Raw genomic sequence first — 17,750 nt, 5'->3', positions numbered from 1 at the left:
CTCCTACTCATGCGAAGGACGTGCACGTTGCGCGGTACGGACACAGTGGGCCAGCTCGCGCGCAGTATCGGGTTGGCCAGCCGCGACAAGCACGTTCTCGGTGGTACGTAGCTGGGCAAGCGTGCGGTGCGACCGGGTGTCGGCGACGATGGTAGCCGCGTAGCTCGCCGCCTCCAGGGTCTCCTCCCACGAACCTACTCCGGCATAGGCGGTGGACAAGCGCGCCAGGCCCATGCCGAGGTCGCGTCGGCTTTCGGTGCCCCATGCGGCCAGACGCGGCTGCAATACCGCGAGCGCCTGCTCAGGTCGACCGAGCTCGATCCAGCAGTGCGCGGCTTCCATCGTGACGTACTCGGGCGAGCAGTAGCCGGCGAGATCATCGGGTGCAGCCGTGGGCTCGGCTGCGGCTTCAGCGGCACGGGCCAGTGCGTCGATACATTCACGCATATCGTCGCGTCCGTTCGAGTTCGCGGCTCGGAGGGCTGAGACATGGGCTCGTTGGCGCAGTAGGACGGCCCGTTGGCGCGGGGTCAGCGCCGCGGATTGTGCTATCGCAGCATCGATGAATCGTTTCGCCTCGGTGTGGTTGCCGGCGTCAGTGGCGATGTTGGAGCTGCGCATCAGGGCATATGCATTGAACTGGACGTCATCGGCCTGTTTGGCGTGGGTCAGCGCAGTGCTGGACCAATGGGCGGCGGTGTCGAGGTCTCCGGAGTCCTGATGGAGCCAGCTCAGGAACTCGGCGTATCGGCCCGCGATGTACTGCAGTCGGTTGCGGCCGCGAGGTCGCACGGAAGCCAGCCGGGCATTGATAAAGGCGAAGTCGTGGCGGACGACCTCGATCACATCGTGTGGTCCGGCGAGCTGGTCTCGTGCGGAATACGCGCTCAGGATGGTGAGCATCGTGTCGGCCAACTGGTCGTCGGTGGGAGCCGAGACCAGATCCGCGAGTGGGGCGGGGAGTAGCGCGGGTCTTCTCGGTGAACGCGTCGCCGAGACGTTTTCGTCTGGTGAGGCGGGCAGCTCGAACCAGAGCAGTGCCGGTGGAATGCGAAGAGCGCGGGCGTAACTGATGAGGGTGTTGAGGTTGGACACGGACACGCGGCCCGTTTCGATGCGCGAGAGATACCCCTGAGTGATCGACAGCCACCGCGCCATGTCCTGCTGCGAGACCGCTCGCGGATGGTATGGATTCGACCGGAAGGCTCGGATCACCGCACCGATATCGCGAGCATCCAAAGCATGGCGAAGGTCTCCGGACCACCATGCGTAGTCAGGTAGTTCGGGGACCTGGTCGGTGGTTCGGCACCTGATGCACAGCATTGTCGATCCGGGCCGCCCACCACACCATGGGCAGCGGTCATTCGGGACGTGCGGGTCAGCGATCATCGGCCCTTCCCCCTTGCCGGGTCATATTCCTCGGATGAATAAAACATATTCATTTTCGGCGCTTCTGTGGCCGAGCTCGCGTCCACAGAATCGTAGCTAAGAATCCGCAGCACAACAGGCTTCCCATCGAACGGCGCTTCCGGATCATGTCGACAACACGCGGTTCCGCTCCGAGGCGAGGCGCAGAAGCGCGTACGGGAGTGCCTGGCGCGCTGTCGACCACGAGTGGAGTTGATCGAGTGAGGAATACATGCATTTGACTTCGCCGCTGACCGGCGTGCGGGCGCCGGTTGGCGTTGATACCCGCCGTGCGAGTATCGCTCGCGTCTATGACTATTCGCTTGGGGGAAAGGATAACTACGACGTCGATCGTTCTGCGTTCGAACAGATCCTGCGAGTTGCACCGCGTCAGCGTGATGTGTCGAAGATGAACCGACGTTGGTTGCATCGGGTGGCCCGCTACTTGGCGGGCACAGTCGGCATCGACCAGTTCCTCGACATCGGCGCCGGCCTTCCGACGGTGGGCAACACCCACGAAATCGTGCAGGAGCAGAACCCGTGCGCGACGGTCGTGTATGTGGATAACGACCCGTTGTGCAACGCACATGGGCAGGCAATACTTGCGACCAACGATCGCACGCACTTCGTGTCCGCGGATCTGGTCAGGCCGGAGACGCTCCTCACCCACGACGAAGTCTCGCGCCACCTCGATCTCGCGCGGCCTCTGGGGCTGATCCTGTGCGGGATTTTGCATCACGTTGACGACGACCTCGATCCTGTCGGAATCATGCGTCGGTACATCGATGCGCTGGCATCGGGTTCCTACGTCGCCATCACCCATTTCTGGAACCCGAATGACGGTTCTGACCGGGCGGATCTAGCGGTGCGACTGCAACGGCAGTTCGTGGAGATGGGGCTGGGTTCGGGGTGGTATCGCACCCGAGAACAGATCAATTCCTACTTCGGTGGCCTGGAGCTGATCGAGCCCGGGCTGGTGGAGCTCGAGGACTGGTGGCCGATGGGACCGCCCGTGCGCGAGCGTTTCCCGGAGGAACGGTTGATGCTCGGCGGCGTCGCCGTCAAGAGGTCACCGGCGGATCACTGCGCATCCGAGAACTTGATGAGCGCCCGCGGGAACCGCACGGGCGGTAGACGTCAAGTGTTTCTCAGGTCTGCGCGTATCGGAGGCTGAGCCGTGAATGCTGACCAATCGATGCGATCCTGCCCGCTTCGCTACCCGTTCGGCCGCCAGCAAACTGTGGACCTCGAGCCGGAGTATCGCCAATGCGGGCCGGTCACCCTCGTTCAGTTGCCCAGCGGTGCCACGGGCTGGCTGGTCACCGATCACGCTTTGGTGCGGATGGTGCTGGCCGATCCCCGGTTCTCCCGGGAGCAGGCGAACCAGCCGCATGTGGCGCGCCTGTCGACCGAAGTGCTGCCTCCGGAGGCGATTCTGGCGACCGACCCGCCTCGGCATACCCGGTTGCGGACGTTGATCGCGCCGATGTTTGCCCCGCGCCAGGCCGCTGCGATCGCCTCGCAGGTGACCATGCGGGCGCACCGGCTTGTCGACGACCTCGTCGGCGGTGGTGAGCCGGCGGACATCGTTACTGGATTCGCCGAACCGTTCGCTGCCGCGGTGATCTGCGACATGTTCGCCGTCCCTGAGTGCTTCCGCCGGGAAATCTTCCAGTTGGGAGAGGCGCTCAGTGCCCGCGACGCGACACCGGAGACGCTGGCGGCGGCGCGGGCGCAGTGTGAGCAGCTGACACGAGAGATGGCCGCGCAGAACCCAATCGGCTTGTTCGGGCTGCTGGGTCAATCGGAACGAACCGACGCCGAGGTGCTGAACCTGGTGATCGCATGTCTGATCGGTGGACGGGGCACCGCGTCGGTTTTCCTGTCCAGCGCGTTGTTTACGCTGCTGCGCGACCCACGACGCTATCGTCAACTTGTCGAGCAGCGTGCCTTGATCCCCGCCGCAGTGGAGGAACTTCTGCGGTTCGTACCGGCGGGCGTTAGTGGCGGATTCACCCGCGTGGCTACGGCGGATGTGAAGCTCGGGCCGGTGTCGGTGCGCGCTGGTGAGGCGGTCATACCGGTCACCCATGCCGCGAGCCGCGACCCGAAGGTCTTCGACAACCCGGACTCGTTCGTGCTCGACCGCGGGGTGCGGCTGCCGCATCTGGCGTTCGGCCACGGCACGCACTTCTGTGTCGGCGCCGGCCTGGCGCGCCTGGAAATCCGGGTAGCCCTGGAAGCTCTGATCACCCGGCTGCCGGGGCTGCGGCTCGCCGATCCCGCTGATTCCGGGACTTGGCGATCTGGCCGGGTGGTGAGGTCCCTCGAACGATTGGACGTTGCATGGACGCGAGATTGATCATCGACCGCCACCGCTGCGCGGGCACCGGGGTGTGCGTGCCGATCGCTGCACAGCATCTCCATCTCGTCGACGGCATCGCCACCGCGGACGGTGGCGCAGTGAGCATCGAGCAGGCCCACGCTGCGGCCGCCTGCTGCCCGAACGACGCGATCACCGTGTGCGAGAGGGGAGCGGCGGGGTTCTGGCTGGGTGCGACGATCGTGACCTTAGGTCCGGCAGGAACCGATGCCGAGGCCGAAGCCCGCAAGCACACCTCGGTGGTGCGGCTGGTCGATTCGTTTGCCGATGCGATGGCGGCCGCGACCGCCGGGGAGGCGCTCGCATTGGTGGCGGCCGGATATCTGGCGTTGGACGCCGGCGACAGGACCACCGATTCCTGGGTAGATCAGCACTTCACACACACCGGTGTGCTGCGTCTGCACCGCTGCTGGGAAAGCCCCACCAAGCCGATGTGTCTAGCGGTCCGGCGCGACCTGCCCCGTCAGGCTCCCGTGGCGACGGTGGCTACGCATCCGGCGACCAGGGTGTTCGCCGCACGGTACGCACCGGGAGCGCGGCTGGTGTCGGTTGATGCCAAGCCGCTGGCCGCCCGCGCGGCCGCACACGGTGAGGTCGACGCCTGTATCGCCTCGGTCGACGTGGTCGCTAGGTACTCGCAGCTCGACGTCCGTGGCGAGTGGCAGCCGACGATGGTGTGGCTGCTCTACGGCAAGGACGGCGGCGATGACTGAACCGCGCACCGTGGCGATTCTCGGCGCCGGAATCATGGCCAACGCTGTCGCAGCCCGCCTGGACGCTCACGGGTTCGAGCTGCGCCGCTACAACCGCACAACCGCCGCGATCGAGGGACCCGCCATCGTGTGCGCCTCACCGGCGCAGGCAGCCGAGGAAGCGTCGGTGGTGTGGTCGTTCGTCCACGACGACAACGCCGGCGCCGCGGTGTGGTTCGGCCCCGAGGGCGCGCTCGCGGTAGCAGCAGGGGCGGTGGTGATCGAATCATCCACGCTGTCACCGGGTTACGCGCAGCGCTGGATGAACGAAGCCGCAGCGGCGGGGGCGCGGCCGGTACTGGCGCCGGTCACCGGGAGCCGTGTCGGTGCCGAGAACGGGACGATGGTGGCATTCACCGCCGGCGCGGCCGATGATCTCGCGGCAGCGGACCCGTTGCTGCGGGTGATCGCCGCCGAGGTCGTCCGGATCGGCGATGCCGAATCGACGGCGACGGTGAAGTTGCTGAACAACGCGCTGGCGGCGGTGATCCTGACCGGGCTTGCGGAAACCTACACCGCCGCAGCCGCGCTCGGCCTCGACGCCGGCCAACTGATGGCGGTGTGGTCGCGCCACGGGTGGGCCGCTCCGGTGGCCGCCGCCTACGGGGCGGCGATGCTAAGCGGCGAGCACGACCTAACGAACTGCTCGCTGGGTGTCCTCGCAAAGGATCTCCGGCATGCTACGGACGCGCTCGGTGACCTCCCGGCACCGTTGATCACCGCCACCGCCGAGAAGTTCAGTCGCGCGCTGGAACTCGGGCTCGGTGCTCGGGAGATGTCGGCCATCATCGACGCGATCGGGGCTCGGTCGTGAGCACCCCGGATTGGTTCTCCCACACCGCCACCGCGCCACGCCGCGCCCGCCAGTGCGTCACCCGCCACTTGGCCGTCTACGCGCGCACCGTGGGCGAGCAGGCCCGCCTCCGCCTCGGGGACGACGTCAGCATCTGTGTGTCCGGTTCACTGGCGCGCGGCGAACCCGCGATACGGCGCAGCCGGTCCGGGTACGCCTTGGGGTCGGATGTGGACCTGGTTGCCGTCGTCGACGACCCGAGCGATACGGCACCGGTCGAGAAGTTCACCCGGGCGTTGCTGGATGCCCACCCCGACATCGACAGTACCGTGTTCGCCGTCAGCTGCCGGGATGTGGCCCGGGTCGCGGGCCGTTTCGGCGCAGACCTGCACCACGCGGCCCACCACCCGCTGGCCGGGCCCGCCCCGGCCGGGGTTTCCGACCCACCGATAGGCCCGCGTGAGGGCCTGGAAGGGCTGGCCCATCAGCTCGCAACGATCTATTGCCCCGACAGCCCACCGGGGGCGACCCCGTGGCGGATCAAGACCGCGCTGGAAGCACTGCGGGCCGTAGCCAGCTTCGGCGGCTGCGTCTATGGACCGCAGCGCTACGGCGCCCTGGTCGACGACCCGGGCGCCTGCGCCGTACTGGGCCGCGACGTGGTCGCCGAACTGGTGCGCGCTCGCGAACACAGCCGGCCGATGCCGCTTCCCGACGCCCGCGCCTACGAGCTGGTGTGCACCGCGGCCGCGCACCTGTTCGGCGTCCCGACCACCCACCGCGACCTGCTCGATGCCCTGCACACGGTTGCGGCCGGTATGCATCTGCTCGACGGGTTCCAGCGTGCAGTGTTGGCGGCCACGGTGATCCTCTACGGGCCGCCCCGGTACCGGCGAGCGGCGGCCTCGGCGCTGCACGTCACATTGGCGGCGATCGACCCCGGCACCGTGCCGACCGCGCTCGACTCCCTCGACGGGTTGGCGCGGATCTCGCCGGCCGAGTTCGGGCGCGGCATTGACCACCCGAACCGGGTGCTGCGCGCCCACCTCCAAGGCTTGCGCGCTGACTACTACCACCACCTGGGCCCGCACAATTTCGGTGCTTGCCCGGTGACGAACTACACCGGCCCGACTCCGGCGGCCGGTTCGACAGCAGGGAGGAGCAACCGTGGATGACTGGCCGGACTGGGTGCGCAAGCTCCCTGTCGTCGACACCCCTGGCTACCTGCTGGCCGGGCCTCACGGCCAGGTCGTGTTCTGGTCCTTCCCCGCCGGGGCGAACGTGCCGCGCCACCAGCACGGCCCGCAACTCGGACTGGTGCTCACTGGGCAGGTGGACCTCGCTGTCGGAGACATACATCGAACCGTCTGCGGCGGAAAGTATTTCCGCCTGTCCGACCAGGAACCGCATGCGGCCGTCGTCGCGCCGGGCACGCTCGTGATCGAAATCTTCGCCGACCCCGACCGGCACACACCCGCGCAGAGGCCAGCATGAGCACGCACATCATCACCGCCGCCAGGGTGCTCACCGGGTGCGGAGCCACTCACGCTCCGGGCGCGGTCGTGGTCGACGAGAGCAAGATCGCCTGGGTCGGGCCGGGGTCTGACCTACCCGGCGACTGGCAAGGTGCCGGTGTCGAGCAGATCGACCTGCCGGAAGCAAGCGTGCTGCCCGGGCTCATCGACGCGCACGTGCACCTGGCAGTCGGCGGTGCCCCACATCCGCCGGCGGCGATCCCGGCGATCACACACCTCGACGTCGCCGTCACCATCCGCGCCGGGCTGGCCGAACTCCTCGGCGCAGGCGTCACGACGGTGCGCGACCTCGGCGCACCCTGCTACACCGACATCGACACCCTCACTCGCCACCACGACCGGCCGCGGGTCCTGACTGCCACCATCCCGCTCACCATCGCGGGCGGGCACTGCGACGGCCTCGGCGGCGCCGTAGACACCCTCACCGGTATCCGGGACCTGGTGTCCGCCAACGTCGCTCGTGGTGCGGATTGGATCAAGATTATGGGCAGCGGTGGGTTCACCACGGGTGGCGCCAGCTCGCCGTACGAGCTGCAGTTCACCGACGCCCAAGTCCGCGCGGCCGTCGATGCCGCCCACGACCACGGCCTCCCGGTCGCCGTCCACGCACACGGCACCGCCGCGATCCGGCAAGCCGTCGCCGCCGGAGTCGACTCGATCGAGCACTGCACCTGGATGACCACCGACGGATTCGAGCTCGACCACGGGGTAGTACGCGAGATCGCAGCCCGAGGAATTCTCGTGTGCCCCACCATCAACCACCTTGCCCGATCAGCGGCTGGGCGGCTGCCGTGGCCGGTTCGCCGCGACCACCTGCGGGTCATGCTCGACGCCGGTGTCCGGCTGATCCCCGGCAGCGACGCCGGCATCCCGCACACCCCGCCGGGTCGCTACCCGCACTCACTACCGATCTACCTCGACCTCGGCCTGTCCCAGGCCGAGGTCATCGACCTGGCCACCCGCCATGCCGCCGAGGCACTCCGGATCGGGCATCTCACCGGTACGCTCGCCGCCGGGCTCAGCGCCGACCTGATCGCCGTCCCCGGCGACCCGACCCGCGATCTCAACCTGCTGACCACACCGATCCTCACCATGGCAGCCGGACACCCGCACTACCCCGACGCGACACCCGAAGCCGAGGAGGACACCAGCACATGAGCACCACCGAACCCAGCCTGACCTCGGAATACGCCACCACCACCCCGTTACAGGTCCGCATCGACACCCACGCCCGCCACAGCCAACACCCCGACGACCCCGTCGCCACGGTCCTGACTGCGCTCGCACTGACCGGCAGCGAGGACCTCGCCGACATCGGCTGCGGCGACGGCCGATTCCTCGCCCACCTGGCCAAGCACGGACACCGCGGCCGCCTCGTCGGCCTGGACAACTCCACCGCCATGGTCACCGCTGCCGAAGCCCTCCCCGGCGTTGAAGGCGTCCTCGGCGACGCCGAAGCCCTGCCATTCGCCGACGACGAGTTCGACGCCGTCACCGCCCGCCACATGCTCTATCACGTGCTAGACCCCGACCAGGCCCTCCGAGAGCTGTTGCGCATCACCCGCCCCGGCGGCCGCGTCGCGGTGAGTGTCAACCACCCCACCACCTGTGCTCGGACTCGTCAACTGGTCATCGACCGCGCCGCCGAACACGGCCTCGCCCCTCCTGCGGGCCTGGTCAATGAAGTGAGCTCGCAGACGCTGCCGGCGATGATGAACACGGTGTTCGGCGACGTCGGTATCGACCAGTGCGACAATGCCTTGGTCTTTGACACCCCCGAACCGTTGATCCGGTTCGCCGAGGCCCTGTTCTCCTTCTGCGGCGTCGACGCCGCCAGCCCGCACCGCGCCGCGATCCTCGACGCGGTCACCGGCGACATCCGCAACTGGTTCACCGCCCACCCCGGACAGTGCTGGCGTGACCCCAAGGGCTATATCGTCGCCACCGACACTGTCAGATAAACCACTGTCCCCGAAAGGAATTCGACCCTGTGAAGCTGCTCGTCACCGGCGGCGCCGGATACATCGGATCCGTCGTCACCCACCAACTCATCGACGCCGGACACCAGGTGGAGATCATCGACGACCTGTCCACCGGCCACGAAGCCAACTTGCCCACCGCGGCCACCTTCCACCGGCTGTCGATCCACTACGCCGCCGACATCCTCACGCCCGATGCCGGGTTCGACGGCGTGCTGCACTTCGCCGCCAGCATCGAGGTCGCCGAATCCGTCGCCAATCCCGAGAAGTACTGGCACAACAACATCGAAGGCTCCCTCGCGCTGCTGCGCGCGATCCGCGCCGCCGAGGTGCCGCGTCTGATTTTCTCCTCCACCGGGTCGATGTACACCGGCGACGGCAAGACCGCCTTCGACGAAACCGCCGAAGTCCGGCCCAAGAACCCCTACGCCGCGACCAAGGCAACCGTCGACCAGCTCATCGCCGGCGAATGTGGGGCTTCCGACACGTTGGGCGCCACGTCATTGCGCTACTTCAACGCCGCAGGAGCCGTACTCACCACCGAGGGCGTGCGCCTGGGCGAACGCCATGACCCCGAATCGCACCTGATCCCGATCCTGCTGCAAGCCGCCGGCGGCCAACGACCGGAATTCACTCTGTACGGCACCGACTACGAAACTCGCGACGGCACGTGCGTCCGCGATTACATCCACGTCACCGACCTCGCGGCCGCACACCTGCTCGCCCTCGACGCCGTCCAACCCGGCCGCCACGATATCTACAACCTCGGCAACGGCGAAGGATTCACCAACCGCGAAGTCCTCGACACAGTCCGGCAAGTCACCGGAAACGAGTTCCCGGTCCGGGTAGAAGGCCGCCGCCCCGGCGACCCCGCAATCTGCATCGCCTCCAGTGAACGAGCGCACCGTGAGCTGGGCTGGAAGCCGCAACATACCGACCTTTCCGACATCATCGAAAGTGCCTGGCAGTTCCACCAAGCTCAGCACACTTAGGATCCGGCGATCAGATTGCTCCGGCGTCGGCCCCGCGCAACGCGCAAATGCCGATCGCGAGGGTGTTGGACTGGCTTATGCCGACTAGCCCGGGCCGCCCGTACCCGCCCGGTGGCTGCGGAACTGGCAGCCGCGGGTCAATCGCCGAGCGGCGGGCAAATATGACACCCCGGCGAGGTGTGCTGTGTGTCGTCCCGGTGGACGCGATCCGCGCAGCACCTAGCCTCTTCCTCCGTCGAACGCATAGTTGGCACGTGCTGCCCTCTGCAGCTCTGGTCTGTGTTGTCCGCGAGCAGCGCGAGCAAAGCCGATCACCTTGTTCCGGTCGCTCGGCAATCGCACGCACCAAAACCTTTGCGAGTGTGCCCGTTCCGCGCCGCAACGCAACCACCGACTATCCACGAGACCGATGCATCCGGCAGAACGTGCTCGAAAGTTCCATTGACCCTGGAGAAAAATGGACGCATTGCCACATCGACTCGCCTCGAGCCGACAGCTGTTTCCGCCGCCACGGACACCTATCGAACCCATCACCGAAGACCTACTGCAACGTACGGCAGCGGCGATGCGCAAGGCGTGGCCGTCGCTGAACACCGCCGCGGAGTTCACCTCGGCCGCACCGGCACAGGGTTCGGCAACCGAGTCGACGGCGCCGCGTGAGGCCATGAAGCCGTCAGCAGGCCGCTGTCATGATTGATCAGCGCTGCTCAGACCTGAGGCACCATGTCAGGCGGACAACAGAGCATCGATATCGAGGGCGCCGGGGTCCCAGTGAGTATTGCCCGGTACATGCTGATGTCCACACCAGCCGGAAAAACGCCGCCAACTATCCACTGACATCCGATTCGCCGGGTGGTCTCCACCGCCGAGAAAGCTGAGCCCGGACGTCCGGGGGATGGGGACCAGGTCTTCGATCTGACGGATAACCTCACGGATGAATGCCAATCGTTCGGGCGCCCAGTCCTGTGTCTGACTGGCGAATCCGACAATCTCGATCTGTATGCAGCGGGCTGCATTCTGAGGTGACCCGTGATCTGTGAGTGCTCTCGCGCCACGCGAGAAAGGGTAGTGCTGAACGATCGTGAGGGTATCGGGTTCGATAGTGATGTGAGGCCACGCCTTCTTCGCATCCAAGGTAGCCAACGCGCCTGAGAGATTCGTGCCTTCGGTGGTATGAAGTACGCCCCGCCACGGCAGGTCCACGAATGCTGGCCCACCGATGCTGGCTGGCCGTTGCTGGGCCGTATCACCGAGAAGCGGTTGGCGCAGATCGATCACATCTATGGCGGCATCCAGCCCTCCGTTGAAGCCGGCAGCAGCCATGCCAGGCCAGTGGTTCGCAATCAACAGGGGATATCCTGAGGCTACGGCGTTGTCAGCATGATCGTAACGAACGTAACTATCGCCCTTGAAGAAGTAGGTGCTGCCATTACCCCATGTGATGGCAGCATCCAGGTCGCCGCCGAAGCCGGCCTCGTCCATGCCGTGCCACTCTGCGCCAATGGGTATCGGTCCGGCGTCTGCGCCTTCGTTCTGGCCGACCTTGTACCTGACATAGTGCGAACCCTTGAAGAAGTATGCGTAGCCATTGCCATAGAGGATCGCCGCGTCAAGATTGTCGGCAAACCCTCGATCAGCCAGGCCGGGCCAATGAAGGCTGATCAGCTCTGGCCCGAAGTCGACGCCTTCCTCGTTGGCTACGCGATACCGAACGTATTCGGCACCTTTGAAGAAGTAGAGGTTACCTGCTCCGAGATTCAGCGCTGTGTCGATACCTGTGTCGAAACCAACATCGGTCAGTCCCGGCCAGTTCGGTGCGGTTGCAAGGGGATAACCATGGTCAACCGCGTCGTTGCCTCTGTCGTACCGAACGTACTCTGACGATCGTAGGAAATAGACGCCGGTGCCCATAGGTCCTCCTGCTCGTTGTAGCGCGATATGTACCCCTCAGGATGCGCCCAGCTTTGAGGGTCAGCACGAGTATTCCGCTACCTGTCAGGCAGGTGGTTCGGTGCGGAGCATGGTCGGCGTCACATGAACGGCCGCAGATAGCGTATTCAGCTGGCTAGAGTTCCCACCTGAATCGAGTAACCGCCTACTCGCGCGATTGCACGTGTTCACCGTCACGCTGGGAAGCCTCAGATGCCACCACCAGTCTTACGAGGAGCAAGCCATGGCAACCGTAACGATCACTCGGGTGTACTGCGTCAAAGAAGCCTCCGGAACCGATCTCGACTCTCTAGGGTCGGTGATCGGTGACGCATTCCGCTCGACTCTTCCACGTGAATTGAGTGACGGAATCTCTCCGGGCGACGCAGTGGAATCGATAGCCGACCTCGTCGTAGCGATAGATGAGGTCTCGGCGAGCCCAGACGATCTCTTCATAACGACGGACACCGACGGCGACATCGACAATTCGATCTGGCCGCCGGATAAGGATACGCAAGAAATTCAGCGGCGCCAGCTACTCACGCCAAACGTCTCAGTGGAGTTCACCGATGCCGTCAACATATCGCTGTGGGATGAAGATACCAGCGGCAATGACCTACTAGCCTCAGTGCAGGCGTTCGAAACCGAGATGGGTACCGTCCAGACCAAATTCGGGTACTCCGAGGTCGAAGGATCGGCTTATTACGTGACGTACCGAGTTGAATGATCGAATGGAGCTTTACTGCTCGGATACCTCCGCGCCGCCTTACGGCGCGGAGGTATCCGGGGATGCCGATGCTAGGAGGCGTCAGCGGTAACAGTTCCTTCCTATTTATTCGTATCCAAAATAGCGCGAGTTGAGGATTGTCGTACCTATCGTCAATGTTCTATTTCGGTGGCAGCTTAGGTGGCACCTGGCACAACCAAGCTATGGCCTGGTAACCGTTGCGTGTCAGCTTGCCGGTAGCGCCATCGAATGATGCGGCGGCGATACAGAAAGGCCCGATGCTTGTACTTCGGGGCAGAGATTGCAGATCGGTGCTGGACCACCTAGCCGTGATTGACAGGTTGCGAATGACAAGCATGCCTACAGTGACCATGGTCAACGGGTCTATCGGTTGGCCTGCGCCGCCGCTGCTGAGTTGCCCTGATGCATAGCCCGCGACTTGCCAGTCGGAGCGGCTGAGAAAGACGTCGTCCCACCACGGACGATCAAAGCGGACGAGACAGTATTCGAATTGGACGGAGATGTCGCTGGAACTCGGCTCCGTAGCGGTTGTCGCTTCCAAGACGGCGTCGACCGTCGACCGTTCACCGGCAACGGCGAAATCTGACGGGTTCCACCCGAACAGAGCCGTCTCTGTAACGGTGTCGTCTGCAACGATAATTCGCCACCCCGTGTCGTCGACGACAGGTGTGGTTCGAATCGAGTTCACCAACCGGGTTCGACGTGGGGTTTCCTGCGTGAGTTCAGATACTGCGAGACCAATTCGATCTGGAGTCAACGACGGAAGCTCCCCGGTTAGGACAAGCTCCCGAATCGCGCGTTCATCGACGGCTGCGCTGTGCCACGGACCCATCGAATCGGGAGTGTTTGACTCACCTGTGGTGAGTTCTCTGAGCCGTTCGGATTCTGTCGCAACACGCACATAGTCAACTATCGCGCTAATTGTTCTACCTGAGTGCGGATCGATCGGGTCCCAGTCCGGGATCGGGAGCACGCGGTACCTCATCGGGGGCTTGGGCGGCACCCAAGGTGGCGCGCTCGGTGCAGGAGTCGGGTCATCGGTCGCCTCCAGGGAATATGTCTGCCATACGGTGCTGGTCTCTTCGTACCAATCGACCGGCGTCATAGATGTGGCGTAGTATCTGTCGTTTGTGCCTGTGGCAGCGGTAGACCCATCTAGTGCGGATACCACAGCCAGTTCGTTATTCGAAAGAGACTGCATGGCTTCGGTCTTTGCTGCTTCGAACGCTGCCAACGCGCTGGCCTCGGAGGGCGGTGGGCGGCCACTGCCTCGCACTAGGCTGGCGTACCAGCGCGAAAGCTTGCTTCCGCCTCGCGGAATGTAAGTTCCTTGAGTAAGGGCATTAGCTGCAGGGATTTGGTCAGCGAGTTCGGCAGCCCGCTGGTGCGCGAGCAGGTCTCCTGCGTGATCTGGTCCGGTCCCGGAGAATTCGGAAGCACTCAATGGGAATCCGAGCGGGTCGAAGTAGAGGAGCGTACTGCCTTGGCCGCCGTTACCTGTCGGTGGGAACTTCGTGGCAAAGAACTGGCGCAGGGCCTCGGCGAGGTCATCAATAGTCGATGGCATGACGATCTCCTCACTGATTGTCGTCGACCAGGGCCGGGTCATCCATCGGTGGGCACATCGGAATGATCTCTCCGAGCAGGCCGACCACCTGCGCGCCGTTGATTACCAATGTGTCGCCCTCGAAATGCGCGCCGAAATCGTTGCGGACGTCGTTACCTCCTTCATCCCGGAAGTCACCGCCGTATTCTTGCTCGCTATGCGAGTACCCGCCACCAATTGATATAGGACCCCAGACTGGAATGCTTACACCTCCACTGACCGAGCTTCCCTCGCTGCGATCTGACCGACCATTGGCATGCCAGTAGGTCTGGAGTGTATCGCGGGTTGACCCCCAGTTGCTCGTCGTGATCCGTACATTGCGGATGACAAGGAACGCGGTGGGAATCATCGGGAGCTTCTTGTCGGTATTACCGACTTGATCGTCGACCGTCCCGGAGCTGATGGCTCCCTTGCGTTCACCACGCAGATACCAGTTCTGCATCTGGAACAAGTCGGTCACAAGCCACGGACGTCTGATTTCGCACAGTCCGTACTCCAGTCTTATCGAGAGGTCCGTCGCGTCGTCGCGAAGCACCGTACCGTCGCTACCTGTATCAGTGAAATTCGAGTGAGATTGCGAGCCCCATTCTCCGTACGTTCCGGAGAACCCGAACCCGAAGACGCTAACACCAGCGGTGCCACTCGTGTTTTGGCTGCTGCCGCCCCATGCGCCGGTATGCAGATTGTATCCATGCTGCTCAAAATGGCTGGTATACGTCCGTGACTGATGCTCCAGCGTTGTCCAACCGATATCGTTCGCGTCGATCTCAGCCCACTGGCTGGGATCTACATAGGTGTACGGCTCTTTTGCCCCAGAAAGTCCGGAAAGGCCAGGATAGTCAACCAGCCACGACTCGTGCAGTTCTCTGGCACGCTGGATCATGCCCTGTTCCATCGGTATTCCGAGAGACTGGAGCGTTGCCAACGCTTCCTCGATTTCGTCGGCGCCTTGCGTCTTCCATTTATTGAACGCTTGATTGAGTTTTACCGCGAGCGGCTGAAGCAGGACTGGTGCGGATCCGGCTCGGTCGGGATCGCTCAAGATCGCGATTTCGGCCGCAGCTTTGGCTGCGCGCGCCTCGGCGTATGCCGCTTGGTTACGTTGATACCGGGCGTATGTCGTCGTGTCGTCGCCAGTCTCAGGATCAAACAGCACCGCTTCCGCTGCTGTGATTCGGGCCTGTTCCTCGGCTGACCGCGGAGGTGCGGGCGGGGCCTCCATCGCCTGGAGTAGGCCGTCGTACTGGAAACTAAGGTTTCGGCCACCGCCGGCGTAGTACTGGGTAGTGCCATCGTTGGTGACCATGAGTAGTTTGTTGAACCGCTGAGCGGTGTAGAACGAGGCCCTATAGGCTCGCCTGGCGGTGTCGCCTGTTGGGGGCGGAGGGCTCGTCGAGCCTTCGGGCGGCTGGCTTGTACGGCCTGGGATGCCGCCAATCGGATCCCATGGTTTCGCGTAATCCACCGGCGCGACCATGAGCCCTGGGGTGATCTGGCAATAGACATATCCGCTGGTTGCTTTGCCGTCGGTGCGCGTCGGCCGAGAACCCTTGATGTAGGAGAGGATTTCGCTTAGTACGGTTGCTGCCAGTGCCCGCGGCTCGCTGTCGATGGCCATTTCCTTGTCCCGTCGTGTGAGAGTGGTTCTGACCTGATCGTCGCCCTTTCGCGATGGTGTCGCGCGAGTAGAGGACTACTCGACCCGATGTTCGGCGCGTCACGGGTGGGGCAGCGCTCATGTTCGGTGCAGTCAGGGGTTCGCGTGGTCTTTGATGGTCGCGTCGTCGGCGGCGCGCCGGTGCCACTGTTCGGCTCCTTCCGGGTTGCGCGTTCGATCAGCAGGCTCGCGAGATAGATCGTCGCCTCGGCCTCGGCTGCGCGTCGTTGCCAATGCTCGGCGTCCTCCACCTCATTCCGTTCGACCAGCAAGTTCGCGAGCGCGAACATCGCCTCCTCGCCGCCGGCGTCGGCCACGCGACGGCAGCAGGTTTCCGCCTCCTCGGCATCCTCGAGTCGAGCAGCAGGTTCGCGAGACTGAGCATCGCAGTCGTGGCAGTCCAATGGCGTTTCAGAGGCGTAACATTCACCGATGAGTAACGTCACAGGTCACCGATAGAACCAGTGGTCGGTGACCAGAGGCGACCGGGAAAGTTTCGATCGCGAGCAACATTCCCGTCTTGTGGACGGCACGGGTGACTGGGACGTCGATGAAACTGGCGAGCTGCGTCGGGGGAGCCGTTGAATCTGGTCAGGCATGAAAACTAGAGGATCCGACACAGCTCCAGGTGTGGTTATGACGCGGCCGCTGGAGCAGGTGGCCAGTCCTGTGGTTCTACGTTGGTGGGCTTCGAGCTGGCAGCTTGGTCCCAGTCGAACACCGGTGCTGGAGGCCCCCACCGTTTCGGGCGGACAAACGATATGGTCTCAGTACCGAAATCCACGTTCACGAACCAAGCGTCGCTGGAAAAGGTCGCCTCGTTGAACCTGGCGGGGCCGGAGAAGGCCGCCCGCTCGAACGAGGCAAAGCTGTAGAAAGTCGCCCCTTCGAACCATGCGTCGCTACAAAAGGTCACTTCGCTGAACCAGCCGTGCTCGGTGAAGCCCGCCTCGCTGAACCTGGCGTCGCCAGAGAAGGTTGTCCCGTTGAACCGGGCGGACCCGGCGAAGGTCGCCTTGTCGAATACGGCGTTGCCGGAGAAGGTTGTTTCGTCGAACACGGCGGAGCTGGCGAAGGCCACCTCGCTGAATCTAGCGTTGCGGCTGAAGGTCGCATTGGAGAACACGGCGAAGCTGGAGAAGATTGACCAGTCGAACGAGGCGGGGCCGGCGAAGGTCACCCCGTCGAACCGGGCAGGGCCCGAGAACGTCACCCCGCTGAGGTCTGCGTCCTCGAGGTGCGCGGTGCGGAAGTCGAAGGCGCTCGTCGACCAGCTGTCCTCGGCTGATTGGCGGAGACGATCGGCGATGACGCGAATTATCGTGGCACGGACTTCCCTGTCGTTGTGCCGGTATTCGAGATGGTGTTCTTGGTCGTCGGCGAGGGTACCATCGGCTGTCGCTCGGTGCTGTTTGACGACAAGTTTGCTCTGGTGGTTGGCTCCGAGTTCGGGGCTGTATGGCAGGCGGAGGTACCCGCACAGCACGTCGATACATTGCTGGCGGCGTAGCCCTTCGGATTCGTCGGCGGCACCGGCCATCGCGTAGACCCCGGCGATGCGGACCGCGACATCGGTCGCCCCGAGCTGGGCGGCCGCGGCGCCGAAGCGTTCGACGAATCGGGACTGCTCTAGGTCGCGTTGGCGGCGGTAGGCGATCACCAACGCGACGACGCCGCCGACGCCAGCGACGACGGTCAACGCGACGCGGGTGACGTCGATCTCGGCGGCGGCCCTGCTCGCGTCGACCGGGGTGATCAATCGCAAGAGCCCGTACGCGACGAACGCCACGCCCAGACCAGCCAGCAGCGCCAGCAGGACCGCAGGAAACAATCCGATCCGTCCCGCACGGCGGCCCAATGCCGCGCGAGAGTCCCTACTCAACCGCGTGCGCAGCGCGGCCCTTCGCGTACGTTCCTGTGCGACATAGGCGCTCAGCCTCCCGGACATCGCACGATTATGGATGATTCG

Annotated in this window: 15 protein-coding genes; 10 read left to right on the top strand and 5 right to left on the bottom strand. The window is 64.5% G+C overall.

The window, feature by feature from the left end; translation table 11 throughout:
- Positions 1 to 3 precede the first annotated feature (3 nt).
- Positions 4 to 1,239, bottom strand: coding sequence for a helix-turn-helix domain-containing protein (locus NOCYR_RS14805; RefSeq protein ID WP_158430169.1), 1,236 nt, complete (start codon positions 1,237 to 1,239; stop codon positions 4 to 6).
- Positions 1,240 to 1,639: 400 nt separating this feature from the next.
- Between NOCYR_RS14805 and NOCYR_RS14800 the strand changes: the two genes are divergently transcribed.
- The 9 genes from NOCYR_RS14800 to galE are packed head-to-tail and all read left to right on the top strand — an operon-like array spanning position 1,640 to position 9,841.
- Positions 1,640 to 2,581, top strand: a complete 942-nt coding sequence (locus NOCYR_RS14800; protein ID WP_081505416.1) for an SAM-dependent methyltransferase — start codon at positions 1,640 to 1,642, stop codon at positions 2,579 to 2,581.
- A 3-nt stretch (positions 2,582 to 2,584) separates the two neighbouring features.
- Positions 2,585 to 3,769, top strand: coding sequence for a cytochrome P450 (locus tag NOCYR_RS14795; RefSeq protein ID WP_231855934.1), 1,185 nt, complete (start codon positions 2,585 to 2,587; stop codon positions 3,767 to 3,769).
- The gene (locus tag NOCYR_RS14790) at positions 3,754 to 4,503 is read left to right on the top strand and encodes a ferredoxin (RefSeq protein ID WP_014351192.1); all 750 of its coding nucleotides are present in this window, start codon (positions 3,754 to 3,756) and stop codon (positions 4,501 to 4,503) included. The genes NOCYR_RS14795 and NOCYR_RS14790 overlap by 16 nt, the downstream gene beginning before the upstream one ends.
- On the top strand, positions 4,496 to 5,356 hold the full coding sequence (locus tag NOCYR_RS14785) for an NAD(P)-binding domain-containing protein (protein WP_014351191.1): 861 nt from the start codon (positions 4,496 to 4,498) through the stop codon (positions 5,354 to 5,356). The genes NOCYR_RS14790 and NOCYR_RS14785 overlap by 8 nt, the downstream gene beginning before the upstream one ends.
- Positions 5,353 to 6,510, top strand: a complete 1,158-nt coding sequence (locus tag NOCYR_RS29735; RefSeq protein WP_014351190.1) for a hypothetical protein — start codon at positions 5,353 to 5,355, stop codon at positions 6,508 to 6,510. The genes NOCYR_RS14785 and NOCYR_RS29735 overlap by 4 nt, the downstream gene beginning before the upstream one ends.
- A complete protein-coding gene (locus tag NOCYR_RS14775) occupies positions 6,503 to 6,829 on the top strand; it encodes a hypothetical protein (RefSeq protein ID WP_014351189.1) in 327 nt (108 codons plus the stop codon). The genes NOCYR_RS29735 and NOCYR_RS14775 overlap by 8 nt, the downstream gene beginning before the upstream one ends.
- Entirely contained in the window at positions 6,826 to 8,028 is a 1,203-nt protein-coding gene (locus tag NOCYR_RS14770) for a metal-dependent hydrolase family protein (RefSeq protein WP_014351188.1), read from the top strand. The genes NOCYR_RS14775 and NOCYR_RS14770 overlap by 4 nt, the downstream gene beginning before the upstream one ends.
- The gene (locus tag NOCYR_RS14765; protein WP_014351187.1) at positions 8,025 to 8,831 is read left to right on the top strand and encodes a class I SAM-dependent methyltransferase; all 807 of its coding nucleotides are present in this window, start codon (positions 8,025 to 8,027) and stop codon (positions 8,829 to 8,831) included. The genes NOCYR_RS14770 and NOCYR_RS14765 overlap by 4 nt, the downstream gene beginning before the upstream one ends.
- Positions 8,832 to 8,860: 29 nt before the next feature.
- A complete protein-coding gene (gene galE, locus NOCYR_RS14760) occupies positions 8,861 to 9,841 on the top strand; it encodes a UDP-glucose 4-epimerase GalE (protein WP_014351186.1) in 981 nt (326 codons plus the stop codon).
- A gap of 726 nt (positions 9,842 to 10,567) precedes the next feature.
- Here the strand turns inward: galE and NOCYR_RS14755 are convergent.
- Positions 10,568 to 11,752 carry a hemopexin repeat-containing protein gene (locus NOCYR_RS14755; protein WP_014351185.1) on the bottom strand — a complete coding sequence of 395 codons (1,185 nt, stop codon included), beginning with the start codon at positions 11,750 to 11,752 and terminating at the stop codon, positions 10,568 to 10,570.
- Between the two features lie 262 nt (positions 11,753 to 12,014).
- On the opposite strand from NOCYR_RS14755, the gene NOCYR_RS14750 reads away from it, so the two are divergent.
- Entirely contained in the window at positions 12,015 to 12,497 is a 483-nt protein-coding gene (locus NOCYR_RS14750; RefSeq protein ID WP_146089042.1) for a hypothetical protein, read from the top strand.
- A 160-nt stretch (positions 12,498 to 12,657) separates the two neighbouring features.
- Here the strand turns inward: NOCYR_RS14750 and NOCYR_RS29300 are convergent, their stop codons facing one another.
- From NOCYR_RS29300 to NOCYR_RS14735, 3 genes are all read right to left on the bottom strand, one after another.
- Positions 12,658 to 14,085, bottom strand: coding sequence for a hypothetical protein (locus NOCYR_RS29300; protein WP_146089041.1), 1,428 nt, complete (start codon positions 14,083 to 14,085; stop codon positions 12,658 to 12,660).
- 10 nt (positions 14,086 to 14,095) lie between these two features.
- Positions 14,096 to 15,742 (bottom strand): hypothetical protein, encoded by a 1,647-nt coding sequence (locus NOCYR_RS14745; protein ID WP_146089040.1) that lies wholly within the window; start codon positions 15,740 to 15,742, stop codon positions 14,096 to 14,098.
- 673 nt (positions 15,743 to 16,415) lie between these two features.
- A complete protein-coding gene (locus NOCYR_RS14735; protein ID WP_081505415.1) occupies positions 16,416 to 17,729 on the bottom strand; it encodes a pentapeptide repeat-containing protein in 1,314 nt (437 codons plus the stop codon).
- Positions 17,730 to 17,750 lie beyond the last annotated feature (21 nt).

This window comes from Nocardia cyriacigeorgica GUH-2, assembly GCF_000284035.1.
Classification (GTDB): domain Bacteria; phylum Actinomycetota; class Actinomycetes; order Mycobacteriales; family Mycobacteriaceae; genus Nocardia; species Nocardia cyriacigeorgica_B.
The sequence above is the reverse complement of the archived record's forward strand: the minus strand, read 5'-3'. Positions and strand labels throughout refer to the sequence as shown.